Annotated in this window: 27 protein-coding genes; 19 read left to right on the top strand and 8 right to left on the bottom strand. The window is 71.6% G+C overall.

The window, feature by feature from the left end; genetic code table 11:
• Positions 1–10: 10 nt before the first annotated feature.
• Positions 11–178 (top strand): hypothetical protein, encoded by a 168-nt coding sequence (locus tag ACLJQF_RS26225; protein WP_410612416.1) that lies wholly within the window; start codon positions 11–13, stop codon positions 176–178.
• Positions 179–305: 127 nt separating this feature from the next.
• Here the strand turns inward: ACLJQF_RS26225 and ACLJQF_RS26220 are convergent, their stop codons facing one another.
• Complete coding sequence (locus tag ACLJQF_RS26220; protein WP_410612414.1) at positions 306–518, bottom strand: three-helix bundle dimerization domain-containing protein; 213 nt, start codon at positions 516–518, stop codon at positions 306–308.
• Between the two features lie 107 nt (positions 519–625).
• Complete coding sequence (locus ACLJQF_RS26215; protein WP_410612413.1) at positions 626–922, bottom strand: hypothetical protein; 297 nt, start codon at positions 920–922, stop codon at positions 626–628.
• Between the two features lie 217 nt (positions 923–1,139).
• Between ACLJQF_RS26215 and ACLJQF_RS26210 the strand changes: the two genes are divergently transcribed.
• The 6 genes from ACLJQF_RS26210 (at position 1,140) to ACLJQF_RS26185 (ending at position 5,819) form a co-directional block, all read left to right on the top strand.
• Positions 1,140–1,556 carry a hypothetical protein gene (locus ACLJQF_RS26210; protein ID WP_410612412.1) on the top strand — a complete coding sequence of 139 codons (417 nt, stop codon included), beginning with the start codon at positions 1,140–1,142 and terminating at the stop codon, positions 1,554–1,556.
• 275 nt (positions 1,557–1,831) lie between these two features.
• Positions 1,832–2,620, top strand: coding sequence for an SDR family NAD(P)-dependent oxidoreductase (locus ACLJQF_RS26205; RefSeq protein ID WP_410612410.1), 789 nt, complete (start codon positions 1,832–1,834; stop codon positions 2,618–2,620).
• Positions 2,621–2,640: 20 nt separating this feature from the next.
• A complete protein-coding gene (locus ACLJQF_RS26200; RefSeq protein ID WP_410612408.1) occupies positions 2,641–3,615 on the top strand; it encodes an LLM class flavin-dependent oxidoreductase in 975 nt (324 codons plus the stop codon).
• A 64-nt stretch (positions 3,616–3,679) separates the two neighbouring features.
• Positions 3,680–4,528: an SDR family NAD(P)-dependent oxidoreductase gene (locus ACLJQF_RS26195; protein WP_410612407.1), complete on the top strand. Its 849-nt coding sequence runs from the start codon at positions 3,680–3,682 to the stop codon at positions 4,526–4,528.
• Positions 4,516–5,271, top strand: coding sequence for an SDR family NAD(P)-dependent oxidoreductase (locus tag ACLJQF_RS26190; RefSeq protein WP_410612406.1), 756 nt, complete (start codon positions 4,516–4,518; stop codon positions 5,269–5,271). The genes ACLJQF_RS26195 and ACLJQF_RS26190 overlap by 13 nt, the downstream gene beginning before the upstream one ends.
• Positions 5,271–5,819 (top strand): nuclear transport factor 2 family protein, encoded by a 549-nt coding sequence (locus ACLJQF_RS26185; RefSeq protein WP_410612404.1) that lies wholly within the window; start codon positions 5,271–5,273, stop codon positions 5,817–5,819. The genes ACLJQF_RS26190 and ACLJQF_RS26185 overlap by 1 nt, the downstream gene beginning before the upstream one ends.
• A 1-nt stretch (position 5,820) precedes the next feature.
• On the opposite strand, the gene ACLJQF_RS26180 is transcribed toward ACLJQF_RS26185, so the two are convergent.
• Complete coding sequence (locus ACLJQF_RS26180; protein ID WP_410612402.1) at positions 5,821–6,507, bottom strand: TetR/AcrR family transcriptional regulator; 687 nt, start codon at positions 6,505–6,507, stop codon at positions 5,821–5,823.
• Positions 6,508–6,730: 223 nt separating this feature from the next.
• Here ACLJQF_RS26180 and ACLJQF_RS26175 point away from each other — a divergent pair, with 223 nt between their 5' ends.
• The 7 genes from ACLJQF_RS26175 (at position 6,731) to ACLJQF_RS26145 (ending at position 14,714) form a co-directional block, all read left to right on the top strand.
• Positions 6,731–8,092 (top strand): phenylacetate--CoA ligase family protein, encoded by a 1,362-nt coding sequence (locus ACLJQF_RS26175; RefSeq protein WP_410612401.1) that lies wholly within the window; start codon positions 6,731–6,733, stop codon positions 8,090–8,092.
• Positions 8,089–8,814 carry a hypothetical protein gene (locus ACLJQF_RS26170; protein ID WP_410612400.1) on the top strand — a complete coding sequence of 242 codons (726 nt, stop codon included), beginning with the start codon at positions 8,089–8,091 and terminating at the stop codon, positions 8,812–8,814. Before ACLJQF_RS26175 ends, ACLJQF_RS26170 begins: the two co-directional genes overlap by 4 nt.
• Before the next feature lie 85 nt (positions 8,815–8,899).
• Positions 8,900–10,117 carry an ABC transporter substrate-binding protein gene (locus tag ACLJQF_RS26165; RefSeq protein ID WP_410612399.1) on the top strand — a complete coding sequence of 406 codons (1,218 nt, stop codon included), beginning with the start codon at positions 8,900–8,902 and terminating at the stop codon, positions 10,115–10,117.
• 12 nt (positions 10,118–10,129) lie between these two features.
• Positions 10,130–12,811 (top strand): ABC transporter permease subunit, encoded by a 2,682-nt coding sequence (locus tag ACLJQF_RS26160; protein ID WP_410612397.1) that lies wholly within the window; start codon positions 10,130–10,132, stop codon positions 12,809–12,811.
• The gene (locus ACLJQF_RS26155) at positions 12,808–13,548 is read left to right on the top strand and encodes an ABC transporter ATP-binding protein (protein ID WP_410612396.1); all 741 of its coding nucleotides are present in this window, start codon (positions 12,808–12,810) and stop codon (positions 13,546–13,548) included. Before ACLJQF_RS26160 ends, ACLJQF_RS26155 begins: the two co-directional genes overlap by 4 nt.
• A 164-nt stretch (positions 13,549–13,712) precedes the next feature.
• Complete coding sequence (locus ACLJQF_RS26150; protein ID WP_410612394.1) at positions 13,713–14,366, top strand: hypothetical protein; 654 nt, start codon at positions 13,713–13,715, stop codon at positions 14,364–14,366.
• A gap of 6 nt (positions 14,367–14,372) precedes the next feature.
• Entirely contained in the window at positions 14,373–14,714 is a 342-nt protein-coding gene (locus tag ACLJQF_RS26145) for a hypothetical protein (protein ID WP_410612393.1), read from the top strand.
• A 96-nt stretch (positions 14,715–14,810) separates the two neighbouring features.
• Here the strand turns inward: ACLJQF_RS26145 and ACLJQF_RS26140 are convergent, their stop codons facing one another.
• The 3 genes from ACLJQF_RS26140 to ACLJQF_RS26130 are packed head-to-tail and all read right to left on the bottom strand — an operon-like array spanning position 14,811 to position 18,316.
• On the bottom strand, positions 14,811–15,632 hold the full coding sequence (locus tag ACLJQF_RS26140) for an enoyl-CoA hydratase-related protein (protein WP_410612392.1): 822 nt from the start codon (positions 15,630–15,632) through the stop codon (positions 14,811–14,813).
• Positions 15,629–16,861, bottom strand: a complete 1,233-nt coding sequence (locus ACLJQF_RS26135; RefSeq protein ID WP_410612391.1) for an acyl-CoA dehydrogenase family protein — start codon at positions 16,859–16,861, stop codon at positions 15,629–15,631. Before ACLJQF_RS26135 ends, ACLJQF_RS26140 begins: the two co-directional genes overlap by 4 nt.
• 12 nt (positions 16,862–16,873) lie before the next feature.
• Positions 16,874–18,316, bottom strand: a complete 1,443-nt coding sequence (locus tag ACLJQF_RS26130; RefSeq protein WP_410612390.1) for a class I adenylate-forming enzyme family protein — start codon at positions 18,314–18,316, stop codon at positions 16,874–16,876.
• 60 nt (positions 18,317–18,376) lie between these two features.
• On the opposite strand from ACLJQF_RS26130, the gene ACLJQF_RS26125 reads away from it, so the two are divergent.
• Genes ACLJQF_RS26125 through ACLJQF_RS26105 form a run of 5 tightly spaced genes read left to right on the top strand, consistent with a single transcriptional unit; the run spans position 18,377 to position 23,134 of the window.
• On the top strand, positions 18,377–19,216 hold the full coding sequence (locus ACLJQF_RS26125) for an acyl-CoA thioesterase (protein ID WP_410612389.1): 840 nt from the start codon (positions 18,377–18,379) through the stop codon (positions 19,214–19,216).
• A 26-nt stretch (positions 19,217–19,242) separates the two neighbouring features.
• Positions 19,243–19,743 carry a MaoC family dehydratase gene (locus ACLJQF_RS26120; RefSeq protein WP_410612387.1) on the top strand — a complete coding sequence of 167 codons (501 nt, stop codon included), beginning with the start codon at positions 19,243–19,245 and terminating at the stop codon, positions 19,741–19,743.
• A gap of 1 nt (position 19,744) precedes the next feature.
• Entirely contained in the window at positions 19,745–20,521 is a 777-nt protein-coding gene (locus tag ACLJQF_RS26115) for an enoyl-CoA hydratase/isomerase family protein (protein WP_410612385.1), read from the top strand.
• A 16-nt stretch (positions 20,522–20,537) separates the two neighbouring features.
• On the top strand, positions 20,538–21,659 hold the full coding sequence (locus ACLJQF_RS26110; RefSeq protein WP_410612383.1) for an acyl-CoA dehydrogenase family protein: 1,122 nt from the start codon (positions 20,538–20,540) through the stop codon (positions 21,657–21,659).
• The gene (locus ACLJQF_RS26105) at positions 21,656–23,134 is read left to right on the top strand and encodes an aldehyde dehydrogenase family protein (RefSeq protein WP_410612382.1); all 1,479 of its coding nucleotides are present in this window, start codon (positions 21,656–21,658) and stop codon (positions 23,132–23,134) included. The genes ACLJQF_RS26110 and ACLJQF_RS26105 overlap by 4 nt, the downstream gene beginning before the upstream one ends.
• Positions 23,135–23,189: 55 nt before the next feature.
• Here ACLJQF_RS26105 and ACLJQF_RS26100 read toward each other — a convergent pair whose 3' ends face one another.
• A complete protein-coding gene (locus ACLJQF_RS26100) occupies positions 23,190–24,338 on the bottom strand; it encodes a CaiB/BaiF CoA transferase family protein (RefSeq protein WP_410612380.1) in 1,149 nt (382 codons plus the stop codon).
• Positions 24,338–25,486 carry a thiolase family protein gene (locus ACLJQF_RS26095; RefSeq protein WP_410612378.1) on the bottom strand — a complete coding sequence of 383 codons (1,149 nt, stop codon included), beginning with the start codon at positions 25,484–25,486 and terminating at the stop codon, positions 24,338–24,340. Before ACLJQF_RS26095 ends, ACLJQF_RS26100 begins: the two co-directional genes overlap by 1 nt.
• Positions 25,487–25,501: the final 15 nt, after the last annotated feature.

Raw genomic sequence — 25,501 nt, 5'->3', positions numbered from 1 at the left:
CGGAGGAATGATGTTGGTTCGCCGAGCGGTCGCCGCGGTCGCATTGACCCTGCTCGCGGCTGGTGTTCTGGGTACTTCCGCTACTTTCGCCGTCGCCGCGGAGAGTGTGGCGCCGACGGCCGTCCTCGCCGAGATGGGGTACAACGGCGTGGCGCCCGATGAAATGGGCTACAACTAAGGACTTTCCGGTCCTGCGGCCGCGGCTGGAAAACGATTCCGGCCGCGGCCGTTCCGTTTGTTTCGGAGAATTGACTGCAGTGAACAAGCCGGCTCGATCGAGAGTCTCGCCCTCGAAGAGCCGCGCTTCACCGTCCGGCCAGCGCGGCCCGGACCGCCCGTTCGACCAGGATCGGCACGAAGACGTGAATGCGGGCGCCGGCGAACCGGGCGCGTTCGCGGTCGACCATCGTGTGGAGGCGGGTGCGGGCGACGTTCGCGTAGTCCCGCTCCAAGCGTTCTTCGAGCTGGGCGAGGTGGGTCTCGAGTTGCTCGGAGGCCATCGTGTCCAACGTGCTCATCGCTCACCTTCCGGTCGGCCGTGGTACGGACAACATGCCCCATGAGACGGCCGGGAGATGAACCCGAGGTGAACAAGAAGAATTCACCGTGGTGGTGCCGCCCCCTCCTACGGCTGTTCGCCGGCCAGGAACTCGGTGGTCCAGCGGTGTGCGGTTGAGCAGACCTCGGCTTCGGTGCCCCGGAGGTGTTCGACGACCTCGCCGTCGGCCCACAGCATCAGGGCGACCGCGCCGGGCCGGATCGGGGTCAGGCCGATCAGCCGTCGGTGGCCATTGCGCTCGAGGACCCGTTCGGCGGTGAGCCATTGGCCGGTCGTGCCGGTGCGGGTGACCGTCCACGCCGGATCCGCGGTGAGGTCGGCCACCGACCGGGGGACCGGTTTTTCTGGTTGTTCGCGCTGCACGCCGGCCAGCTTCGCACGGCTACCCGCATCTGGTGATCCGTGGGTGAATATCGGATGAACAACAGCTGGCCTGTGGTCGACGAGGGCCCGCTGACCTGGCTCTTCCGCCCTCATCGGCCGGTCGGCGCACTACTCGTGCGCCGCCGGCGGTGTAGCCGTCCGGACATGATCGACTACGCTGAGCCTGACCTGGGGGCCGCGACTGCTGGGAGCCCCTATGCCCACTTTCACCACCGTGGCCGACTGGACGATCACCGCGTCGGGCGACACCGCGGCCTTCACCCACGCCGCCGCCGGCTACTGGGCGCCGCGGGTGTGGAGCGGCCGGGGCCTCGCGATCGCCGAAGCCGACCTGCCCGCCCTCGACAAGGTCCTGGGTGAGGTGCTGAAGCTGCCGATCTACTGGCTCGCCCGCGCCCGGCGCGGCGACTCCGCCGCCGGGGACGCGGCAGTCTGGTCGGAGCCGCGGTACGACCCGGACGACGAGTTCGTCTACCTCACCGGTCCTTGCCGGACGGATGCGCCGGCCCCGGGGTACCGGCCGGCTTCGACGTTCGACATCGACCTGGTCCACCTACGAGGCCTGCGGATCAGGATCGCGGCCTACCGGGCGGCATCGGCGGGCCGCGGCTGAAAGACCACGCTCCGGCGGGTCACCGGCCGTCCCACGGCCACCCGCCCCGGCGCGGGCCGGCAGAGCGCGGCTCCGGCACCGCGCCGATGGGCGACGATGGCGTCGTCGCGCCACCGCGTCGGCGCTGTCGCTCCGCCCGCGGGCGTCGAGGTCTACCCGGCGGGAACCGAGTTCGGGAGCGGCACCTGGACGTCCGCACGCCACGCTCCCTACCGTTCACCGCAGAACCGCCGGCCTCGGTCCAGGACTGTGCCGAGCGGGCTGCGGGAACGACCATGCTGGAGGTTGTCACGATGCCGAGGTTCGACGGCCGGATCGCGCTGGTCACGGGGGCGGGCTCGGGGATCGGCCGGGCGAGCGCGCTGCGGCTCGCGGGCGACGGGGCACACGTCGTCGTCAACGACCTCTCGGCGGAGGCCGCGGAAGAGACGCTGGCCGAACTGGTCGCCGCCGGGGGGACGGCGGAGGTCGAGGTGGGTGATGTCCTGGTGGATGGCTACCTCGACGAGTTGTTCGACAAGGTCGTCGTCCGGCACGGCCAGGTCGACATCGTGCACAACAACGTCGGTTTCGGCCGCCGGGCCGCCATGGTGGACGTCGACGACGCAACCTGGGCGCGTGGCCTCGACGGCAATCTCGGCGCCACCTTCCGGGGCGTGCGGGCGGCGCTGCGGGTGATGGCTCCCCGCCGGCAAGGCTCGGTGATCAACACCTCGTCGCTCGCCGGGCTGGCGAAAGTGCCGGGCGTGACGCCTTACTACGGCGTGGCGAAAGCCGGCGTCATCCAGCTCACCCGCGAGGCCGCCGTCGAGGCCGGCGAGTTCGGGGTCCGGGTCAACGCCGTCGTGCCGGGGTCGGTCAGGACCCCGTCGCTGGAGGCCTTCTTCGGCTCGGACTTCGATGCGTACGTCGGGCAGCTGCCGCTTCGGCGGATGGTCGAGCCCGGCGACATCGCCAACCTGGTGGCGTTCCTCGCCTCCGACGAGGCCGCCGCCATCACCGGCGTCGCCATTCCGGTCGACTGTGGACAGAGCGCGGTGCTCTACCAGCCGACGGTCGGCTGAACGGCGGAGGTGAACCAGCCATGCGAACCGGCCTGTACTTCGACCTGCGCAACCCCGCGCCCTGGCGCCGGGACCCGGTGCGGCTCTACGGCGAGTTCCTCGACCTGTGCCAGGAAGCCGAGCGGCTGGGGCTCGACTCGGTGTGGGTGACCGAGCACCACGGCTTCGACGACGACTACCTGCCGGCCCCGCTGACGCTGCTCGCCGCGGTCGCCGCGCGGACCTCCCGGATCCGGCTGGGGACCGGCGTGGTCGTCGCGCCGCTGCACCGGGCGGCCGAGATCGCCGAGCAGGCCGCGGTCGTCGACCTCCTCAGCGGCGGCCGGCTGGACCTCGGGCTTGGCGCCGGCTACCGCCCGGCCGAATTCGAGCTGTACGGCGCTTCCCTGCGCACCCGGTACGCCGAGAACGACGCGCGGGCCAGGGAGGTGCGTGAGCTGTGGCGGTCGGGTGCGGTGACGCCGAAGCCGGCGCAGCCACGGCTGCCGATCTGGATGGGGTACCTCGGTCCGAAGGGCGCCCGGCGGGCCGGGCTGCTGGGGGAGTACCTGCTCTCGGCGGACGCCCGGCTCTGGGAGCCCTATCGCGCGGCGCTGGTCGAGGCCGGGCACGATCCGGCCGGCGGCCGGATGGCCGGCGGTGTGCAGGCGTGGGTGACCGACGACCCCGACCGGGACTGGCCGGTCGTCTCGCGGCACCTGGCCGCCCAGGTCGACTCCTACGCCCGGCACGCCCGCCAGGGCACCGGGCGGCCACCCCCGCGCCCGGTCGATCCCGACCGGCTGCGGGCCGGGGAACCGCGGACGTCGCTGGACTACTTCTTCTACGGCACCGCGGAGGACGTGGCGGCCCGGATCCTGGACTACACCGCCGGTGCGCCGGTCGACGCGGTGTACCTCTGGGCGGGGCTGGCCGGGATGAGCCAGGACCTGGTCGCCCGGAACGTCACGACGATCGCGACCCGGCTCGCGCCGCTGCTGCGCGAAGCCGGCTGACCCCGGAACCCGGTTCCGGTCGCGACGACCTCGTCGCGCCCGGCCGGCGGGCTACCGTCGGGACATGGCGGAGTACGGGACGGGTGGCGAATCCCTGGCCGGCCGCGTCGCGCTCGTCACCGGCGCGGGCCGGGGGCTCGGCCGGGCGCACGCCATGGCGCTCGCCGCGGCGGGTGCGGCGGTGGTCGTCAACGACATCTCCGTCTCGGTCGACGGGACCACCGCCGAGGAACGCGACCTGGCCACCCGGACGGCGGCGGAAATCGTTGCGGCAGGGGGAAAAGCGGTGGCCGACCGATCCGACGTCTCCTGCTTCGGCGGAGCCGCCGCGGCGGTGCGGGGTGCGCTCGAAACCTTCGGCGGACTGGACATCCTCGTCAACAACGCAGGCATCCTCACCGGCACCGGGGTGGGCGAACTGTCGCAACCGGAACTGGAACGGTGCCTGGCGGTCAACGTGATCGGCAGCGCCGGGACCGTCCGCGCGGCCTTCGACCACATGCGAGGCCGGCGCTACGGCCGGGTGGTCAACACGATCTCCGAGGCCGGGCTGCGGACCGGTTGCCACGCCGGTGTGGCGTACGCGGCGGCGAAAGCAGCGCTGTGGGGGCTGACGATGGCGCTGTCCGACGAGGCCGCGCCGCACGGCATCACGGTGAACGCGGTGTCGCCGGGCGCGCGCACCCGCATGTCGCGGGATCATCTCGACCGCGCCGGGAGCGATCTCGACCTGGCGCCGGAACACGTGTCGCGCGTCGTGCTGGCGCTCGTCGCCGAATCGGCGGGAGACATCACCGGCCGCGTGGTGCACGCGGCGGGCGGTGCGGTCCGGGAGTACCGGCTGCACCGCGAAGCCGACACCTCGCTCGTGCGACGGGTGAACGGACAGGAGGAGCGGCGATGCCGGAGCTGACACCGAGGTTGGCCGGGAAGGTCGCGCTGGTCACCGGGGCCGGGCAGGGCGTCGGACGGGGCACCGCGCTGGCGCTGGCTCGCGAGGGCGCCTGCGTCGCGCTGGCCGGGCGCACAGTCTCCAAGTGCGAGGCGGTGGTGGCGGAGATCGACGCCTTCGGCGGCTCCTCGATCGCGCTCGCCTGCGACGTCACCGATCAAGCCCAGATCGAGGGCGCGATCGCCGCGACGGCAGGCCGCTTCGGCAGGCTCGACGCGCTCGTCAACAACGCCCAGACGTCGGTCCAGCGGCTGCTCGCCGAGACGACACCCGAGGACGTGGACGTGTGCTGGCGCAGCGGGCCGCTGGCCACGCTGCACGCGATGCAGGCGGCGCTGCCGCTGTTGCGGGTCCGGGGCGGCTCGATCGTGAACTTCGGGTCCAGCACAGCCATCGACGGCAACGTGACCTTCGGTGCCTACGCGATGGCCAAGGAGGCGATCCGCGGGTTGTCCCGGGTAGCGGCCCGGGAGTGGGGCCGCTACGGCATCCGCGTCAACGTGGTCGTGCCCAACGCGCTCTCGCCCGCCGCCGAGCAGTTCAGCAAGGATCAACCGGAGCGGTTCCGGAAGCTGACTCAGGCGATGCCGCTGGGCCGCATGGGCGACCCGGAGGCCGACATCGGACGGGCGGTCGTCGCCCTGGTGAGCGACGACCTCGCGTACCTGACCGGTGACACGCTGATGCTGACCGGAGGCGCGTGATGGCCGGGACGACCGAGGGGCGGCTGGCCCGCGTCGAGGCGCGGCTGGACATCGGGCAGCTCCCGATCCGCTACGCCCTGGCCGTGGACCAGCGGGACCTCGACGCCTGGGTCGCGCTGTTCGTGCCCGACGTCGACATGGGCCGCCGCGGTACCGGGCGGCAGGCGTTGCGTGAGTTCATCGAGCCGCAGCTGCGCTGGTTCTACCGTTCGGTGCACCTGCTGGCCGGTCACCGGATCGAACTCGGGCCCGGGTATGCGCCCACCACAGCCACCGGCCAGGTGTACTGCCGGGCCGAACACGAGGTCGGGGACCGGTGGATCGTGATGGCGATCCGCTACGACGACACCTACCGGCTGGTGGACGGCGAGTGGCTGTTCGAACGCCGTCGTGAGCGCCACTGGTACGCCGCGGACCTGGCCGAGCACCCGCAGGCCGTGGGGTTCGACAGCTGGGGCACCGGCGGTCCGCCCGCGTTGCCGGCCGCCGACCCGGCCTGGGACCGGTTCTGGGCCGGATCGCCGGACAGCCGGCTTTCGTCACGCTGAGTCACGAGAGGGCGCGCAGGGTGCGTTCTTCCCGGGTATCGGAGGCCGGGCGCAGGGCCCGGAGCACGAAGTCCGACGCGGTGTCCAGGGCCTGGTCCTCGGTCATGGCGAGCTGGCCGTCCAGACCGTCGGCGAGCAGTCCGCGCATCAGGTGACCCACCATCGCGGCGTCGGCGACCGGGTCGCCGGCCCGGAACACCCGGTCCGCCATGCCGTCGCGGATCACCTCCGCCAGGCGCCTCCCCGGCACGCCGTAGAGCCGGTGCACCTCTTCGGGGAGTTCTTCGAGCAGTCCCGTGTCGAGGAAGAGTCGGGCGCGCTCCGCGAGCTCCCGCCGGTAGATCGTCCGGATGTTGAACTTCAGCCAGGCCCGCAGCCGGCCCTCGGCCGAGTCGGCTTCGGCGATCCGCACCGCGAGCAGGCGGTCCCCACGGGCCGTCTCGTCGGCCAGCAGGGCGAGCAGGAGGTGGGCCTTGCTGGGGAACGACCGGTAGAAGGTGCTCGCGGACGTGTTGGATGCGGTCAGCACCTGGCGTATCTTCAGCGAACGGAAGTGCGACCGCTCGAGCACGGCCCACGCCGCGCGCAGGATGCGCGCGGTCTCGGCGTCCGCGGGCGCGTCCGCATCGGACGGTACCGAGGTCATCACCGGCACGCGGGGACCTTCGACGACGGCGAGCTGCGACATCGCACCTCCGTTCAGGCCGACTCTAATAGTTAAATAAATTACACTATGGCGGCCTGACTTCCAAACGACGTCGAGGGCACTTGATCTCCACGAAGATCCCGATGTCGTCGGCCGTCAACGGGCCGGAAGGCGGGAACGCCGTTCCCTGGGCCTCCCGGATGACGGAGGTTACGGTCGTGACCTAAATCTCTTAATCTTCTAACTCTTTGGTCAAGGGCGATCGATGGAGGTACTCACCGTGGCCGACACGCAGCCCACAGTGCTCGAACCGGCGGTGGCCGTGGCCGACGACCGCCGCTACCTGGAGCCCGAGCTCGAAACGGCGTCCCGCGCGGAACTGGAGGCGTTCCAGCAGCGGCGCGTTCTCGAACTGGTGCCCGAGGCCTACGCGCAGTCGGCCTTCTACCGCGAGCTGTGGTCCGCCGCCGGGGTCGACCCGGCGCGGATCCGCTCGCTGGCCGACTTCCGCCGGCTGGTGCCGACGTTCACCAAGAAGGACGTCCAGGACTACCGGGAACGCACCGGCGACCCGTTCGGCGGGATGCTGTTCGGGCCGCCGTCCGGACTGTCGTCGATCATGTCCACCTCCGGGACCACCAGTGATCCCGAGCTGATCCCGGAGATCTGGGACGCCTACCCGCCGCTGCAGCTGTGTTCGGCCCGCGACCTGTGGGAGATCGGGCTGCGACCGGGCGACAAGGTCCTCGTGTCGGCCGGCTCGTTCCGGGGCTTCTACGACACCTTCTACCACGGCATGGGCCTGGTGCCGATCTTCGTGGACACCTGGATCGGCAAGGGCGAGGAGATCGTCCAGGCCCTGCTCCGGTTCCGGCCCGCCTACCTGCAGCTGATGATGCCGACCGTGCTCGAGCTCGAACGGCTGGAGCACACCTACGACATCCGGGACGCGCTGTCCTCCCTGAAGGGCGCCTCGTTCGCCGGGCAGCCGCTCGGCCGGGCGCTCGCCGAGAAGGTGCGCGACGACTGGGGTGTCGAGATGTTCACCTACAGCAGCGCGGGGGACACCGGGACGTGCTGGGAGTGCCGCGAACACGACGGCTACCACCTCTGGGAAGACCTCGTGCTGGCCGAGAGCCTCGACCCGGCCTCCGGCGAGGCGACCGGCGAGGGCGCGGTCGGCGAGCTGGTGGCCACCGACCTGGACAACCGCGCGGCACCGCTGATCCGGTACCGCAGCGGCGATCTCGTCCGGATCGACCGGCAGCCGTGCGGCTGCGGGCGGACCCACGCCCGCCAGTGGGTGGTCGGCCGGTGCGGCGAAGAGACCACGGTCGCCGGCGTCCCGGTCGTGCTCAGCGAGGTCTGGGCCGCCGTCGAATCCCTGCCCGAGACCAAGGACGGCATGTTCCAGATCATCCGCGAATCGGCCATTGTGGACAGACTGCGGCTGAGAGTCGGCTACGAACCGGCCCGCACCACCGACGTCACCGAACTGCGCGCCCGGTTGCGGCACGCCGTGCTGGACCGGGTCGGCGTCGAGCCCGACCTCGACCTCGTCACCGTCGACGACCTCCTGTCCCGCAGCTCCAGCGTGGCCAAGTTCCCGCGGGTGGTGAAGGCATGAGCAGGGTGAGCATGGCCGCGGCGCTGCAGGGTCCGGTTTCCCCGCTGTTCGGCATCGGGTTGTACCTCGACGACGGCCGGCAGGTCCCGTTCGACATCGGCTGGGCCGAATTCGAGCGTGACGTGCGGTGGGCGTCCCGGGTCCTGGACGTCTGGGACATCGCCGAAGCCGACCACGTGCTCATCAGCACGCCCAACTTCGAGGGGCCGTGGGCGAGCCCGGTGGTGCGGGCGCTGCGGGACCGCCGGGTCGTGCACAGCAACGCCGAACCGTACAGCTGGGACGTGCGGCGGTCCGCCACCTTCCTCCGGTTGCTCCCGTTCCGGGCGTACCTCGCCATGTCCGGGGAGACCGCCGTGGGCCTGCTGAAAGAGCCGGACTGCGCCGGGTCGCTGGCCGCGCTGGCCCCGATCTGGGCCCGGCCGGAGGCGATCGGCCCGTTGCGTGACGCGGGCCTGGACCCGGCCGTCTTCGCGATGCTGGGCCCCGCGCTCGGCCTCGAGTGCCCGTACCGATCGGGCGCCCACGTCGATCCGGCCGAGTGGCGGCTGGCGGAGAGCCCCGCCGGGGTCACCCTGAGCACCGCGGGCGACCGCGCCCACGTCGTGCGGGACCTCGTGGTCGGCCGGACCGCCGCGCTCGACCCCACGCCGTGCCCCTGCGGACTGCCCGGACCCCGCATCCGGGTCGTCGACCCCCTTCCCCTGCGTCCGGCCGGGTAACCCCCGGCCCGAACACGAACACCACCACACCGCGCGCTGGCGTGCCGGTGCCGCCGTCGTACCCGAATTCGAGGAGAACCACCCCATGAACCCGACGAGATCCCTGAAGCGATTCCGCTGGGCGGCAGGCGCCGGCCTGGCGGCCGTCGCGCTGGCGACCACCGCCTGCGGCGCCAGCGGGTCCGCCGCGACCGACACCCACGGCCTCACCGGTACGCCGATCAAGATCGGCGTGCTGGCCAACGTCAGCGGCCCCACCGGGGCGTCGGAAGCGTCGGCCACGAAGGTGTTCCAGGCCTGGGCCGCGCACACGAACAAGGGCGGCGGCATCGCCGGGCACCCGGTGGAGGTGGTCGTCAAGGACACCAAGGAGGACGCGCCGACCGCGGCGGCGGCCGCCCGGTCGCTGATCTCCGACAAGTCCATCGTGGCCGTGATGGCGGCGAGCACCAGCACCGACCCCGCGGTGGGCACCATCCTCGCCGACTCCGGGCTGCCGGTCACCGGCGGCATCGGCTACAACCCGACGGTGTGGGGCAAGCTGAAGAACTGGTTCGGCATCACCACCACCTTCCCGCAGGTGGTCAACATGCAGATCGCCTCGGCCAAGCCGGTGGGCGGCAAGGAGATCTCCGTGGTGGCGTGCGCGGAGGAACCCGCCTGCGTCGCCGCGGTGCCGCTGTTCGAGGCCGCGGCCAAGGCCGCCGGCACGACCTACTCGGGCACGATGCAGGTCGCGGCCGCCAGCCCGAACTACACCGCGCAGTGCCTGGACCTGGTCAACCGCAAGGTCGACTTCGTCCAGCTGTCGATCTCGCCCGCGGTGGGCGTGCGGGTGGTCAAGGACTGCCAGGCGCAGGGCTATGCGGGCTACTTCGGATCTTCGGCGTCGGCGATTTCCCCGACGCTGTACCACGCGCCGAACATCCGGCTGGCCGGCGCGCTCAACGCGTTCCCCTGGTGGGCCGACACGGCACCGGTCAAGGCCTACCGGGCGGCGATGTCCGAGGAGGGCGTGGCGGACAACGATTCGGGACAGCCCGCGTCGACCGCGCTGTGGGCCAGCGGCGAGCTGTTCAAGAAGGCGCTGACCCCGGCCGCCGGCCAGGCGACCGACACCGTCACCCGACAGGCCGTGCTGGCCGCCTACGGCAAGGTGAAGGGCGAGACGCTGGACGGCCTGCTGCCGCAGCCGATCACCTTCACGGCCGACCAGCCCGCCCCGCCGGTGAACTGCTACTGGCTGTACCAGTACCAGAACGGTGCGTTCGCCGGGTCCGCCCAGCCCACCTGCCCCAGCTAGGAAGGCGCCACCGTGCTGCAGCTGCTGCCCTTCGTCGTCGCCGGGATCGCCGCCGGGGCGATCTACGGCCTGGCCGGGACGGGCCTGGTGCTGACCTACAAGTCATCGGGCATCTTCAACTTCGGCCACGGCGCGATCGCCACCGTCGCCGCCTACGTGTTCTACGCGCTGCACACCGGACTCGGTCTGCAGTGGACGGTCGCGTTGATCGTCAGCGTGGGGCTCGCAGGCCCGGTGATCGGGCTGCTGATGGAGCGCATCGCGGCCCGGCTGGCGCCGCAGCGGATCGCCCTGCAGATCGTGGGCACGGTCGGCATCATCCTGGCGGTGCAGGGCCTGGCCACGCTGGTGTTCGGGGCGAACACCATCCAGGTCGAGCCGTGGCTGCCGGCCGGGCAGGCGAGCTTCCGCCTGCTCGGCGCGGTGGTCGCCTGGGGCCAGGTCACCATCGTGGCCATCGCCGTGGTCGCGGTGGCCGCGCTGTACGCGATGTTCCGGTTCGCCCGGATCGGCCTGGCCATGCGAGCCGTCGTCGACGACCCGGACCTGCTGGCGATGCAGGCCACCGACCCCCGGCGGGTGCGGCGGATCGCGTGGGTCATCGGGTCGACGTTCACGGCCTTGTCCGGGGTGCTGGTCATGCCGCTGATCGGGCTGGACGCCGTCGGCCTGACCTTCCTCGTGGTGCAGGCGTTCGGCGCGGCCGCGGTCGGCGCGTTCGGCAACATCCCGCTGACGTTCGCCGGCGGCCTGGTGATCGGCATCGCCTCGGCCGTCTCCCAGCACTACGTCCTCGACGTGCCGTGGCTGAGCGGGCTGCCGTCCGCGTTGCCGTTCCTCGTGCTCTTCGTGACGCTGCTGGTGCTGCCCAAACGCAAGCTGGTCCGGCCGTCCACAGTGGAGAGACGGCCGCCGCCGTCCTACCGCGCGCCCGGCCGGGTGCGGCTGGCCACCGGCGTGATCGTCGTGGTGGTGCTGCTCGTTTTGCCGCAGCTCGTCGGCGCCGACAACCTGTCCTACTGGATCGCGGCACTGGTCAGCGCGATCATGCTGCTCTCGCTCGGCCTGCTGGTGCGCACCTCGGGCCAGGTTTCGCTGTGCCACGCGGCGTTCGCGGCGATCGGTGCGGTGGCGTTCTCCCAGTTCGCCGTCGACCTCGGGCTGCCGTGGGTGGTCGCCCTCGTGCTGGGCGGGCTGGTCGTGGTGCCGGTGGGCGCGCTGATCGCGCTGCCCGCGATCCGGCTCTCGGGCCTGTTCCTGGCCCTGGCGACGTTCGGTTTCGGCATTCTCGTGCAGCAGCTGCTCTACCGCGAGCAGTACATGTTCACGTCGCTGTCCCAGGGCCGCACGATGCCGCGGCCGGACTTCGCGCCGGACGACGGCGGCTACTACTACGTCGTGCTGGCCGTGCTGGTGCTGGTCGCGGTGCTGCTGGTGCTGATCCAGCGGGGCCGGCTCGGGCGGCTCCTGCAGGGGATGGCGGACTCGCCGACCGCGGTCACGTCGATGGGCCTGAGCACCACCGTGTCCAAGGTGATCGTCTTCTGCGTGTCGGCGTTCCTGGCCGGGATCGCCGGCGCACTGCTCGGCGTGGCCCGGATGTTCGCGGTCGGGTCGGACGCGTTCTTCCAGCCCTTCGCGTCCCTGCAACTGCTCGCCCAGCTGAGCCTGGCGACCCTGGCCGAGCCGTGGTTCGCGTTGATCGCGCTGGCGAACGTGATCCCCGGCTACATCCCGGGTGACGGGGTCACGGAGGTGCTCGGGATCGTGTTCGGCGTGTCGGCCGTCCTGGTGGCGATGCGGGGCGGCGGCCCGCCGATGCCGCTGCGGTTGCGTGTCCTGCTCGATCGGCTCGGTGGCCGCCGGCGCGTGCCCGTCGTGGCCGAGGTGCCACCGCGCCGGGTCGCCGCCGGCAGTGGCGTGTCGGTGCGTGACCTGTCCGTCTCCTTCGGCGGCCTGAAAGCCGTGGAAAATCTCAGCTTCGACGCGCCGCTCGGCCGGATCACCGGGTTGATCGGCCCCAACGGCGCGGGCAAGACCACGACGTTCAACGCCTGCAGCGGCCTGAACCGGCGATTCGGCGGTCAGGTGCTGCTGCACGACCGCGACATCACCCGGATGCCGCCCGCGCGGCGCGGCCGGAGCGGGATCGGGCGGACGTTCCAGCGCATGGAGCTCTGCGAAACGCTCACCGTGGCGCAGAACGTGCTGCTGGGGCGGGAATGCGCGCAGGCGGGTTCCGGCGTCCTCACGCAGCTCGCGGCGCGCCCGGCGGAGTGGAAGGCGGCCGAGGCCGCGGCGTGGTCGGCGATGGAGCTGTGCGGGATCACGCACCTGGCCGACGAGCAGGCCGGCGCGCTGTCGACCGGGCAGCGCCGGCTCGTCGAGCTGGCCCGCTGCCTGGCGGGGCCGTTCGACGTGCTGCTGCTCGACGAGCCGTCGTCCGGGCTGGACCACGACGAGACCGAGCGCTTCGGGGAAATCCTCCAGCGGGTGGTCGAAGAACGCGGTGTCGGCGTGCTGCTCGTCGAGCACGACATCGCCCTGGTGATGCGGATCTGCGCCGACATCTACGTCCTCGACTTCGGCCGCCTGCTCTTCCACGGAACGCCGGCCGAGGTCGCCGCCAGCCCGGTCGTGCAGTCCGCCTACCTCGGGGCGGACGAATCCTTGGCCGAATCGGAGGTCCGATGACCAGCACCCTCGACGCCCCGTCGATCGCGCCGCCGGCCCTCGAGGTCGACGGCGTGTCGGCGGGCTACGGGCAGACGACCGTCCTGCGCGAGGTCTCCTTGGTGGTGCCGGCCGGCTCGGTCGTCGCGCTGCTCGGCGCGAACGGCGCGGGCAAGACCACCTTGCTCCGCGCGGTGTCCGGCCTGCTGCCGGTGCGCTCGGGCACGATCCGGATCGCGGGCCGCGACGTGACGGGTGAGCGAGCCCCGCGGCGGTTCGCGCGCGGGCTCTGTCACGTCCCGGAGGGCCGGGGCGTCTTCCGCGGGCTGACCGTCCGGGAGAACCTCGTCCTGCAGGGCTCCGCTCGTCTCGAGGCCGAGTCCGTCGAGCGGGCGGTGATGGCGTTCCCGATCCTCGGCGAGCGGCTGGGCCAGCAGGCGGGCACCCTCAGCGGCGGTCAGCAGCAGATGCTGGCGATGGCGGCCGCGTACGTCCGGAGCCCGGCTCTGGTGCTGGTCGACGAGGCGTCGCTGGGGCTCGCGCCGATCGTCGTCGACGAGATCTTCGGGTTCCTTCAGCGGCGTGCTGCCGAGGGGACCGCGTTGCTGATCGTCGACCAGTTCGCGCGGCGGGCGCTCGCGATGGCCGGGTACGCGTACATCCTGCGGCGGGGCCGCCTCGTGCACGGCGGCCCGGCCGCGGACCTGCTGAACGCCGAGCTGTTCGACTCCTACCTCGGCGGGCAGGCGGACTCCTGATGGTCTGCCGCGGCTTGTCGTGAGTGGTAATTCGGGTTCTAACCCTAATTACCACTCACGACAACCTGGCCACCTGCTCAGCCGAGTTATCCACATCTGCCCTGGTTATCCACAGATTTGGAACGCGCCTCCTACGAGCTGCCGAAACGCGGCACGGTCGAGGTATGCCTCTTCACACGCGCTGGTCCCCCGACGAGATACCGGCAGTCGCCCGGCCGAGCTGGCAGGTTCTACTCGAGGAGCAACACGGCATCGTCAGCAATCGGCAGCTCCGCGCTTACGGTCACTCGGTCGCCGATCTGACCGCCAATCTCGCTGCCGGACGTTGGCAGCGTGTGCTTCCCCGGATTTATGCGACCTTCACCGGCGAATTGTCTCGCCCCGCGCGGCTCCACGCCGCGCTCCGCTACGGCGGCTCACACGCGGCCCTGAGCCACCACAGTGCCGCGGAGGAATGGGGCATTCTGCCGATTGTCGATCGGCCGGTCGAAATCACTGTGCCCTACACGAGTTCAGCGATCTCGCATGCACCACTGGTAGTCGTTCATCGCTCCCGTGCTCTGCACTACACCACGCTGGAAACGAATCCGCCGCGGACGCGAGCGACGGACACCATCCTCGATCTCGCCGTGGCCCAGCCAACTGGTGGCCAAGCGACGATGCTCGTGGTCGATCTCGTCAGCCGAAGCTCCGTTCCGCTCCAGTCCATGCTGGACTGCTTCCAGGCCAGACCGCCGTTCCGGTTTCGCTCCGCGATCCGACGTGGCCTGGAGCTGGTGGGCAACGGGCTGATGTCCGCTCTCGAAGTCGAGTACTAGGACGAGGTGGAGGACAAGCACGGGCTGCCACGCGGCGAACGCCAGACACCTTTCCAAGTCGACGGAAAGACGCTGTGGGAGGACGTCACCTACGACGTACACGGCGCGCCGGTCACGGTCCGGCTCGATGGCCGGGCATCGCACGCCACGGCTGGTGTCGCTTTCCGGGACCGCCGCCGCGACAATGCCGCCGAGCTGGCCGGACGCGCTCGTCTGGTCTATGGCTGGCGCGACGTTCACACCATGCCGTGTGCGGTGGCCGCCGAGGTCCGGCAGATCCTGCTTCGCGAGGGCTGGAATCCTGAAGGCAGCCGCGAACCGACCTGTCGATGTGCGCAGGTGTCGTGAGTGGTAATTCGGGTTCTAACCCTAATTACCACTCACGACAACCCGCACCGAGACTGAGCCGTGCACGACGAGGTCACCCGCACCGGACGCACTCGGCTAGACGCCCGGCAGGGGGTCGGGCTCGGCGGGTGTCGCCGGGTCCCACGGCTCGAACAGCGGCGGCCGCTTCGCCAGGAAACTCTCGACGCCTTCCTTGAAGTCGGGGTGGCCGCGCAGGTGTCCCATCCAGAACCGGATCGCCGTCACCCGGGACTCCTCCAGGGAGGTCTCCCAGCTCTCGTAGACCTGCCGCTTGATCGTGCCCATGGCGACGGGAGAACTGTTCGCCGCCAACGACTTCGCGTATTCCAAAGTCTTCGGCATGAGCTCGGCGGGGGCGAACACCCGATCCGCCAGCCCCAGCGCGACCGCCTCCTCGCCGAGCACGACCCGGCCCGAGAGCAGCAGGTCCAGCGCGCGCGACGTCCCGATCAGCCGGGGGAGGGTCCAGGCCAGCCCGTGCTCGGCCATGATGCCCCGCTGGACGAACGCCGTGGTCAGCTTCGCCGTGGCCGAGACGAACCGCAGGTCGCAGTTGAGCGCGGCGATCAGGCCGATCCCCGCGCAGGCCCCGTTGATCGCGGCGAGCACCGGCTTGGCGATCCTCGTCGGCGTGGTCATCGGCTGGCGCAGGTGGGGATTGGTCGAGACGCCGGTGGCCACCTGGTCGGCGAGCGCGGCGGTGTCCATCCCCGGGCAGAAGCTGCGGCCCGCGCCGGTGACCACGACGACCCGGACGTCGGGATCGCGCTCGGCCTCGCGGAGCAGGTCGTAGTACCGGTTCTCCAGCTCGACGGACCAGGCGTTGTGTCGTTCCGGCCGGTTCAAGGTCAGCACGGCGACGCCGTCGGCCACGGTCCGGGTGACGATTTCGCTCATCGGGCGCTCCTGTCCGGTCGGGGTTCACGCGGCATGCCCAGGGCCGATTCGGCCAGGATGTTGCGTTGCACTTCCGACGTGCCGGCGTAGATCGTGCCGGACACCGCGTGCAGCCAGACCGTGGCCCAGGACGCCGTCGAGTTGGGGGCGCCGGGGTCGTCGGTGCGGTAGTGGCGGAGCGGGCCACGTCCGCTCGGGACCATGGCCGAGGGCCCGAGGATGTCCAGGGCCAGCTCGGTGACCGCCCGGTGGTGCTCGCTCCAGTAGAGCTTCGACACCGACGCTTCGGTCCCCGTCGGCTCGCCGCGCAGCCAGCGCGTCAGGACGCGGTTGCCGAGGTGGCGCATGATCTCGGCGCGGCTGTGGCACCGGGCCAGCCGCTGCCGGACGACGGGGTCGCCGTCGACGCCGCGTTCGCGGGCCAGCTCGATGAGCCGGTCGATCTCGGCCCGGAACATGATCGGGTTGGTCGCCGCTTCGTCGCCGCGTTCGAGGCCCAGCAGGCTCATGGCGACCGCCCAGCCCTCGCCGACCTCGCCGACGACGTTCGCTTCGGCGGTGCGCACACCGGTGAAGAAGACTTCGTTGAACCCGGTGTCGCCGGTGATCATGGTGATCGGGCGGATGTCCACGCCGGACTGGTCCAGCGGGACCAGCAGCATCGTGATGCCGCGGTGACCGCTGGCGGCCGGGTCGGTGCGGGCGAGCAGGAAGATCCAATCGGCACTCTGGGCCTGTGACGTCCACACTTTCTGCCCGTCGATGACCCACTCGCCGTCCACCAGCGCGGCACGGGTGCGCAGGGCCGCCAGGTCGGAGCCGGCGCCGGGCTCGGAGAAGCCCTGGCACCACTTGTCCTCGCCGCGGATGATGCGGGGGAGGAAGTACCGCTTCTGCTCGTCGGTGCCGTACCGGAGCAGCAGGTTGCCGATCATCTTGATGCCGAAGACGTCCTGGGAGCCACTCGCCGGGAGTCCCGCCTTCGCCAGCTCCTCGACGAGGACCACCTGCCGCAGCCGGTCCATCCCGCCGCCGCCGTACTCGACCGGCCAGGCGGGGGCGAGGTAGCCGTGCTCGGCGAGCACCCGGCGCCACTGCTCGACGAACGCCTTCGCCGCGTCGGTGTCCAGCGCGCCGAGGCCGTGCCAGTCCGGTGGGACGTTGGCGGCGATGAACGCCCGCACCTCTTCCCGGAACTGCTGCACCTCGGGTGGGTAGCTCAGGTCCACGATGGGCCTCCGTCAATGGGTGAGGGCTCGGCGCAGAACCTTGCCGTTCGGGTTGCGGGGCAGGGCGGTGACGAACTCCCAGAGTTCGGGCACCTTGAACCCGGCGAGCGTCGTCCGGGCGAAGGCGCGCAGCTCGCCGGGGTCCGGTGGGGCTGCCGGATCGCGCGGGACGACGAACGCCTTCACGGCCTCGCCGACCCGTTCGTCGGGCACGCCGACCACGACGGCCTCTTCGACGTCGTCGTGCCGGGTGAGGGTCTGCTCGACTTCGAGGGGGTAGACGTTCTCGCCGCCGCGGATGATCATGTCGCCCTTGCGGCCGGCCAGGAACACGTACCCGCGCTCGTCGACGCGGCCGAGGTCGCCCGTGCGCAGCCACCCGTCGGCTCCCGGGGCGAACAGGTGCGCACCGCGCGCCCACATCTCGCCGACGCCGTCTTCGTCCGGCTCGTGCACCGTCAGCTCGACTTCTTCGACGGCCGTCCCGACGGACTTCAGCAGTTCTTCGTCGCCGTCCGCCGCGCGCTCGTGGTCTTCGGGGGACAGGCAGGTGAGGGGCGCGCCCTCGGTCTGCCCGAAGAGGTTCACGAAGGCGGCTCCGGGCATGGCGTCCAGGGCCCGGCGGAGCGTGCCGGGGTGGATCGGGGACGCGCCGTACTGCAGCAGGCGCAGGGTGGGCAGCGCGAAGGCGTCGGCTCGCAGCAGCATCTCGATCATCGACGGCACCGCCTGCGCGTGGGTGACGCCGAGGCGGCCCAGGTTCTGCCAGGCGTCCACGGTGAACCGGGGGAACGTCACGATCCGGGCGCCGGTGGCCAGCGCCACCGCGAAGGCGCCGAGCCCGCCGATGTGGTGGAACGGCGAGCTCGCGCTGTAGACGCTGCCGGCGTCGAGCCGCGTCAGCCGGGCGTTGACGATCGCACGCGCGCCCATCCGGTCCTGGCGGACGTCGATCCGCCGCGGGCGCCCGGTGGTGCCGGACGTGTGCAGCACGAAGGCGGTGGCGTCGGCGGCGGCGGACAGCGACGGGGGCGTCACCGAGGCCAGGTCCCCGACCTCTACGAGGTCCCGCCCGCATGCCCTGGCCAGTGCGTGGCCGAGCTCGAGGGAACCGGGTTCGCACAGGATGACGGGGGAGTCGAGATCGCCGACGCAGTCCGCGAGTTCGGCCACCGTGAGCCGCGGGGAGAGGGGAGCGACCGGCCGCCGGGTCACCGCGCCGGCGACGACGACCGCCATGGCCTCGGGCCGGGTCGTCATCAGTGCCGGGACGACGGTGCCGGGCAGGCAGCCGGCCCGGTCGAGCAGAGCCGCCGCGCCGCCGATCCGCCGGCTGAACTCGGTGCCGGTCCAGCCGGCGCCGGGATCGTCCCCCGGGACGACGAGGACCCGGTCGCGGCCGGCGTCGATGGCCTGGGCCACGAGGTCGATCCACAACGGCGTGCGATCTGTCATCCCTGTCCTCCGCGCTCAAGTCGCTCTATTATCTATATCAGTTAACTGATAGGAGGCCAAGTGAACCGTTCGCTGACCGACCGTCTCGCCTGGCTGACGGAGCTGGAACGCCTCGAGGGGGACGTCTTCGTCGCGTTACCGTCGGGCCGCTCCGCCCGGATGTTCGGCGGCGAAGCCGCCGCGAGAGCCTTGGCGGCCGCGCAGGCCACCGTGTCCGCCGATCGTGCGGTGCACGTCGCTCAGGCGAGCTACCTGCGCCCCGGGAATCCGTCGGCGCCGCTGTGGCTTCGCGTCGCCCGGCTCCGCGACGGCCGGGCGTTTTCCCAGCGCCGGGTGGACGTCGAGCAGGAGGGCAAGCTCATCTTCACGGCGATGTTCTCGTTCCACGCCGGCGCGGCGGCGTTCGAGCACCACGACCCGATGCCGGTGGTTCCGGCGCCCGGGGAACTCGGCGGCGTCGAAGGCTGGTCCGAGGCGGCCGCCGTGTGGCCGCAGTGGCTGCTCGGCGATCCGTCGGTGGAGCTGCGGCCGGTGCCGTCCGGCGCGGACCCGGCCGGCACCCGGGCGCTGTGGTACCGCGCGGCCGGGCCGGTGCCGGACGATCCCGCGATCCACGCCTGCCGGTGGCTCTACGCCAGCGACCTGACCCTGGTCGCCTCGATCCGGCTGCCGCACGAACGCGGTTCGCGCAAGACGTGGCTGATGACCTCCCTCAACCACACCGTGTGGTTCCACCGGCCGTTCCGGGTCGACGACTGGCACCTGGTGGTGCAGCGGTCGTCCCGCGCGTGCGACGGCCGTGGCCTCGCGTCCGGGAAGGTCTTCACCCGCGGCGGGGAGCTCGTGTCCAGTCTTGCGCAGGAGGGGCTCGCTTCGCCGATCCCGTCGGTGTATAAATAGTCAAATAGGTTAGATAATTAGAAGGGATGTCCGACGTGACAGACGACGGTGAAGCTCCGCTGCTGGCGGCCGGACTGACCTGGGACCGGATGGCGGTGGGCTCGGCCTTCCGGACCTCGGCGCGCACCATCACCGAGACCGACCTGGTCAACTTCGTCGCGCTGGGTGGCTTCACCGAACCGTTGTTCTACGACGCCGGGCACGCGAAGGCGGGCGGCTATTCGGGCCGGCTGGTCCCGGGCGGGCTGGTCTACATGTTCGCCGAAGGGCTGGTGCTGCAGACGAACGCCCTGCACGGCACGGGGCTAGCCCTGGTGCACCTGGACTTCGACATCGCGGAGCCCACTTACGTCGGTGACACGCTGCACGTCGTGGTGCGGACGATCGAGTCGCGACCGTCCAGCAAGCCGGGTCGCGGGGTCGTCACCAGCCGGTGTTCGATCCGGAACCAGCGGGGCGAGGAAGTCGCGGTGTACCGGCCGGTCCGGCTCATCCGTGGCGCCGATTTCGCCGAGACGAGGGCGTGAAATGGCTGACGACGCCGTTCTGGTCACGGCCGACGGCCCAGTCCGGGTGCTCACGCTCAACCGGCCGCACACGCTCAACGCGTTCGACGCCGAGCTGCACCACGCGCTGCCCCGGGTGCTGGCCGACCTGAGCCTGGATCGCGACGCACGCGCGGTCGTGTTGACCGGCGCGGGACGCGCGTTCAGCGCCGGTGGCGATCTGGAGACCTTCGAACGGCACGCGAACGACCTCGAGGAGCGCCGGCGGACGCTGCGCATCGGGCGCCGCCTGTTCGACGAGCTGGTCGGCCTGCACCTGCCGGTCGTCGCGGCCGTCAACGGCCCGGCGGTCGGCCTGGGCGCGACCCTGGTCACCGCCTGCGACATGGTCTTCATCGCCGAGCACGCGTTTCTCGCCGACCCGCACGTCACGGTGGCCCTGGTCGCCGGGGACGGTGCCGCGGCGACCTGGCCCCTGAACACGAGCCTGTTGCGCGCCAAGGAGTTCCTGTTGACCGGCGACCGGGTGCCCGCCGCGACGGCGGTCGAGCTGGGGCTCGCCAACCGGGTCGTGCCCGCCGAGTCGCTGCTGGCCGACGCGCTCGCGTTCGCCCACCGCCTCGCCGCGCTGCCCCCGCAGGCGGTCCAGGACACGAAGGCGGTGCTCAACCAATGGGTCCGCCAGGCGGCGGTCTCGGTGCTGGGCTACGGGCTGGCCGCCGAGAGCCAGTCGCACGACACCGCGGAGTTCCGCGCCGTTCCCGAGGCGTTCCGCGCGCGGTCCGCCCGCAAACCCTGAGCTTCGGAGGTCAGCCGTGCGGTTCGCGCTGGACAAGGAGCAGGAGGAGCTGCAGTCGGTCGTCCGGGAGTTCCTGGCGGACTTCTCGCCGGAACCGGTCGTGCGGCGGCTGATGGCCGAAGACGAGCTCCATGATCGTCCCATGTGGACGAAGATGTGCGGCGAGCTGGGGCTCGCCGGGCTGGCGGTGCCGGAGGAGTACGGCGGCGCCGGGTACACGTTCGTCGAACTCGGTGTCGTGCTGGAGGAGCTGGGCCGGGCGCTGGCCGTCACGCCGTTCCTCACGTCGGTGGTCATGGCCACGACCCTGCTGCTGGCCACCGACGACGAGGCGGCCAAACACGACTACCTGCCCGGCCTGGCCGAGGGACGGCTGATCGGTACTGTCGCGCTTGCGGAGGACGCCGGGCACTGGACGAGCGAGAGCGTCGAGATGCGGGCGACACAGGCCGACGGGGGCTGGGTGCTCGACGGGCACAAGTCGTTCGTCCTTGACCTGCTGAGCGCGGACCTCGTTTTCGTGGTCGCGCGCACCGGCCACGGCCTCGGGGTGTTCGCCGTCGAGCCGGGAGCCACGGGACTGGATCGGCAGGCGTTGCCGGTGTTGGACCAGACCCGTAAGCAGGGGCGGTTGACCTGTGTTGCCACCCCCGCCAGGCTGATCGGCGGCTGGGCCGCCGTCGACCGGATGCTGGACCTGACGGCCATCGCGGTGAGCGCGGAGATGCTCGGCGGCGCGCAACGGACCCTGGACATGGCGGTGGCCTACGCCGGCGTGCGGGAGCAGTTCGGCCGCCCGATCGGCTCCTTCCAGGCGATCAAGCACAAGTGCGCCACGATGCTGGTGGAGATCGAAGCGGCCCGCTCGGCGGTCTACTACGCGCTGTGGGCCGCCGCGACGAACGCGCCCGACCTGGCCGCGACGGCCAGCCTCACCAAAGCGTTCTGCTCCGACGCCTACCTGCTCGCGGCGGGGGAGAACATCCAGATCCACGGCGGCATCGGCTACACCTGGGAACACCCGGCCCACCTGTACTTCAAGCGCGCGAAGAACTGTGCCCTCTTCCTCGGCGGCCCGGACTTCCACCGCGAACAGCTCGCCCAGCGCATCGGCATCCGAACCCGGAGGTACTCATGACACTCGACGCAGACCCCGAGGGCAGGTTGTACATCGACGGGGAGTTCCGCGAAGCGGCCGGCGGCGCCCGGTTCGAGGTCGTGAACCCGGCCGACGAGTCACTCGTCGGCATGGCGGCCGACGGCGGGCCCGACGACGTCGCCGCCGCGGTCACCGCCGCCCGGCGCGCCGCCGACGAGACCTCGTGGGCCACCGACCACGCGTTCCGCGCCCGCGTCCTGCGCCAGCTGCAAGAGGCGCTGCGCAAGGAAAGCACCGCGGCCGCGTCGATCCAGATCGCCGAAGCCGGTACCCCGGTCTCGAACATCGCCGCGCACATCGACGTGATGATCGAGGACATGTCCTTCTTCAACGACCTGGTCGAGCGGTTCCCGTGGGAGCGGGACTTCGGCCCGCACCAGGGGGTCGGGCCGCTGAGCAACCGCCGGGTCCGGTATGAGCCGTACGGCGTCGTCGGCGCGATCACGCCGTGGAACGCGCCGTTCATGACCGACATCTGGAAGATCCAGCACGCGCTGGCCACCGGCAACACCGTCGTGCTCAAGACGGCTCCGGATACGCCGCTGACCGGCGCCTTCATCGCCAGGATCGCGCACGAGCAGACGGACCTGCCGGCCGGCGTGCTGAACGTGCTCAGCTCGCGCGACAAAGCGGCGGCGGGTGAGGCGCTGACCGGTGATCCGCGGGTGGACATGTACCACTTCACCGGCTCGCCGGCGGTGGGGCAGCGGATCTACGAGCGCGGCGCCGCCGGCATCCGCAAGGTCTGTCTGGAGCTCGGCGGCAAGTCGGCCAACATCATCCTCGATGACGCCGACCTGGCCGTCGCGCTCCCGATGACCATCGGCATGTGCATGTCCAACAGCGGGCAGGGCTGCGCGCTCGCGACCCGGCTGGTCGTCCACGCCTCCCGGTACGACGAGGTGCTCGACGCGCTGACCGCTGCCATCAAAGGGCTGCCGTGGGGTGACCCGACGGACCCGGCCAACTTCGTCGGTCCGATCATCAACGCCGCTCAGCTCGCGCGGATGGCCGGACTGGTGGACCGGGCCCGCGACGCGGGCGCGCGGGTGCTTGCCGGCGGCCGCCGTGGCGACTCGCCGACCGGTGGCCGGGGGTTCTGGTACGAGCCGACCGTGGTCGCCGACGTCGACGAGAACGCCGAGCTCGCGCAGACCGAGGTCTTCGGTCCGGTGTTGACCGTGGTGCGCTACGACGGAGATGACGACGAGGCGGTGCGGGTCGCCAACAACTCCCGGTACGGGCTCTCCTCCTACATCCAGACCCGGGACCCCGAGCGGGCCCTGCGGCTGGCGAACCGCATGAAGGCCGGGACGGTCAACATCGGTCCGTCGTTCTACCTCTCGCCGGACACGCCGTTCGGTGGCTACGGCATCAGCGGCGTGGGCCGCGAGCACGGCGAGGACGGCTTCCGCGAGTACCTCCAGGCCAAGACGATCGCGACCCCGGCCTGACCGGAATGCTTCCCGGTGTCCTGCCCAGTCGGTCGACGGGCAGGGCACCGGGAGTTCAGCCGGGCTCGGCGCCGATCACGCCTTCGTCCCGGAGTTGCGCGATCTCGGCGTCAGCCAGCCCCCAGTCGCGCAGGGCGGCCACCGAACCCTCGCCCGGGCGCGGCGGCGGGCCCGCGATCGCGCCCGGCGTGCGCTCCAGGCGTGGCGCCGGAGCCGGCTGCACCACGCCGAACGCCGTCGTGAAGACCTCTCGGGCCCGGTTGTGCGGGTGGGCCGAAGCCTCGGTCAGGCTCAGCACCGGCGTGACACAGGCGTCGGTGCCGTCGAACACCTTCTCCCACTCGTCCCGGGTCCGTGAACGCAAGGCGTCGGCGATGATCTCGCGCAGCGCTTCCCGCTGGGCCGGGTCGTCGCGGTCGGGGACCGCCCGCGGATCGAGCCCCAGCAGTTCCAGGAACTCCCGGTAGAACTGCGGCTCGGCGGCGGCGACCGCCACGAACCGGCCGTCCGCGGTCTCGTGGACGTCGTAGTGCGGGGACCCGCCGTCGGAGAAGTTGACCCCGACCTCGTCCACCCAGCGGTCCTGGGCGAGGAAGCCGTGCAGCATCGTGGTGAGCGAAGCCACGCCGTCGACCATCGCCGCGTCGATCACCTGGCCGAGGCCCGAGCGGGACGCTTCCAGCAGCGCGCAGACGACCCCGAAGGCCAGCATCATCCCGCCGCCGCCGAAGTCGGCGACCAGCCCGGGCGGGGTGGCCGGAGGTTGGCCGGGCCGTGCGAACAGCCGCAGGGCGCCCGACAGTGCGAGGTAGTTGAGGTCGTGACCGGCGGCCGGTGCCAGGGGGCCGTGCTGACCCCAGCCGGTCATCCGGCCGTAGACCAGGCGCGGGTTGCGGCGCAGGCAGACGTCGGGACCGAGACCGAGCCGTTCCATGACGCCGGGCCGGAAGCCCTCGACGAGCACGTCGGCGCGCTCGGCCAGCCGCAGGACCGTTTCCGAGCCGCCGGGCGCCTTGAGGTCGACGACCACGGACCGGCGGCCGCGGTTGAGCACGGCCTTGGCCGGGTCGCCCTGGAGGGTGGACACCGGGCGGTCGACGCGCAGGACGTCCGCGCCCATGTCGGCCAGCATCATGGCGGCATACGGCGCCGGGCCGAGCCCGGCGAGCTCCAGGACCCGGATTTGATCTAGGGGTCCGGGCATCAGCCGAGCCGCTCGATCAGGGTGCCGGTGCCGAGGCCGCCGCCGCAGCACATGGTGACCAGCGCCCGGCGGCCGCCGGTGCGCTCGAGCTCGTGGAGCGCCTTCGTGAGCAGGATTCCGCCGGTGCCGCCGAGCGGGTGGCCGAGCGCGATCGCGCCGCCGTTGGGGTTGATGCGGTCGAGGTCCACGCCGGTTTCCCGCTGCCAGGCCAGCACCACCGAGGCGAACGCCTCGTTGATCTCGACCAGGTCGAGGTCGTCGAGGGTGAGCCCGGTGCGCGTCAGTAGCTTGCGGGTGGCGGGGATCGGTCCGGTCAGCATCAGCTCCGGGTCACTGCCCACCAGCACGGAGTCCACGATCCGGGCCCGTGGCCGCAGCCCGAGCTGCCCGGCCCGCTCGGCGGTCATCATGAGGACCGCCGAGGCGCCGTCGGCGATCTGCGACGACGATCCCGCCGTGTGCCGCGCCGGGGTGCGGTCCGGCAGGTTGGGCTTGAGCGTGCCCAGGACCTCGAGACTGGTCGGGCGCGGGCACTCGTCGGTGTCGAACGTCGTCGCGCCGACCTTGACCGGCACGATCTGGCTTCGGAAGCGTCCGTCGGCGACGGCTTGGGCCGCGCGGTGCTGGGACAGCGTCGCGAAGGCGTCCAGTTCGCCGCGGTCGAGTTCCCAGCGCTCGGCGATCCGCTCGGCCGCCTCGAACTGCGTGGTCGCCTCCCAATGCTCGGCGTACCGGCCGCCGCGGCTGTCGCCGAGCGCGGCGATCGTGCTCGAACCCATCGGCACCTGGCTCATCGACTCGACCCCGCACGCGACGGCGATGTCGGACAGGCCGCCGGCGACCAGCCCGTGGGCGAGGGTGTGCGCCTGCTGCGCGGACCCGCACTGGACGGTCACGGTGCTCGCCGGGACTTCCAGGGGCAGTCCCGCGCCCAGCCAGGCGTTGCGGGCGACGTTGCCGCCCTGCTGGCCCACCTGGCCGACGCAGCCGCCGACGACCTGGCCCACGAGTGCGGGGTCGAGGCCGGTCCGGTCGAAAAGCGCGGCGAGGACGTCGCCCAGCAACTCGGGGGCCCGGTAGCCGGACAGCGTTCCCCGTCGCTTGCCGACCGCCGACCGGACCGCCTCGACGATGACGACTTCGGTCACGGGTACCTCCTGAGT

This window comes from Amycolatopsis sp. lyj-109, from assembly GCF_046548995.1.
Lineage (GTDB): Bacteria > Actinomycetota > Actinomycetes > Mycobacteriales > Pseudonocardiaceae > Amycolatopsis.
The sequence above is the reverse complement of the archived record's forward strand: the minus strand, read 5'-3'. Positions and strand labels throughout refer to the sequence as shown.

Coding starts and splice junctions, on each gene's coding strand:
- ACLJQF_RS26225 (WP_410612416.1), top strand. CDS start 11: ATGTTGGTTCGCCGAGCGGTCGCCGCGGTCGCATTGACCCTGCTCGCG.
- ACLJQF_RS26220 (WP_410612414.1), bottom strand. CDS start 518: ATGAGCACGTTGGACACGATGGCCTCCGAGCAACTCGAGACCCACCTC.
- ACLJQF_RS26210 (WP_410612412.1), top strand. CDS start 1,140: ATGCCCACTTTCACCACCGTGGCCGACTGGACGATCACCGCGTCGGGC.
- ACLJQF_RS26205 (WP_410612410.1), top strand. CDS start 1,832: ATGCTGGAGGTTGTCACGATGCCGAGGTTCGACGGCCGGATCGCGCTG.
- ACLJQF_RS26200 (WP_410612408.1), top strand. CDS start 2,641: ATGCGAACCGGCCTGTACTTCGACCTGCGCAACCCCGCGCCCTGGCGC.
- ACLJQF_RS26195 (WP_410612407.1), top strand. CDS start 3,680: ATGGCGGAGTACGGGACGGGTGGCGAATCCCTGGCCGGCCGCGTCGCG.
- ACLJQF_RS26190 (WP_410612406.1), top strand. CDS start 4,516: ATGCCGGAGCTGACACCGAGGTTGGCCGGGAAGGTCGCGCTGGTCACC.
- ACLJQF_RS26185 (WP_410612404.1), top strand. CDS start 5,271: ATGGCCGGGACGACCGAGGGGCGGCTGGCCCGCGTCGAGGCGCGGCTG.
- ACLJQF_RS26180 (WP_410612402.1), bottom strand. CDS start 6,507: ATGTCGCAGCTCGCCGTCGTCGAAGGTCCCCGCGTGCCGGTGATGACC.
- ACLJQF_RS26175 (WP_410612401.1), top strand. CDS start 6,731: ATGGAGGTACTCACCGTGGCCGACACGCAGCCCACAGTGCTCGAACCG.
- ACLJQF_RS26170 (WP_410612400.1), top strand. CDS start 8,089: ATGAGCAGGGTGAGCATGGCCGCGGCGCTGCAGGGTCCGGTTTCCCCG.
- ACLJQF_RS26165 (WP_410612399.1), top strand. CDS start 8,900: ATGAACCCGACGAGATCCCTGAAGCGATTCCGCTGGGCGGCAGGCGCC.
- ACLJQF_RS26155 (WP_410612396.1), top strand. CDS start 12,808: ATGACCAGCACCCTCGACGCCCCGTCGATCGCGCCGCCGGCCCTCGAG.
- ACLJQF_RS26150 (WP_410612394.1), top strand. CDS start 13,713: ATGCCTCTTCACACGCGCTGGTCCCCCGACGAGATACCGGCAGTCGCC.
- ACLJQF_RS26140 (WP_410612392.1), bottom strand. CDS start 15,632: ATGAGCGAAATCGTCACCCGGACCGTGGCCGACGGCGTCGCCGTGCTG.
- ACLJQF_RS26130 (WP_410612390.1), bottom strand. CDS start 18,316: ATGACAGATCGCACGCCGTTGTGGATCGACCTCGTGGCCCAGGCCATC.
- ACLJQF_RS26120 (WP_410612387.1), top strand. CDS start 19,243: ATGTCCGACGTGACAGACGACGGTGAAGCTCCGCTGCTGGCGGCCGGA.
- ACLJQF_RS26115 (WP_410612385.1), top strand. CDS start 19,745: ATGGCTGACGACGCCGTTCTGGTCACGGCCGACGGCCCAGTCCGGGTG.
- ACLJQF_RS26105 (WP_410612382.1), top strand. CDS start 21,656: ATGACACTCGACGCAGACCCCGAGGGCAGGTTGTACATCGACGGGGAG.
- ACLJQF_RS26100 (WP_410612380.1), bottom strand. CDS start 24,338: ATGCCCGGACCCCTAGATCAAATCCGGGTCCTGGAGCTCGCCGGGCTC.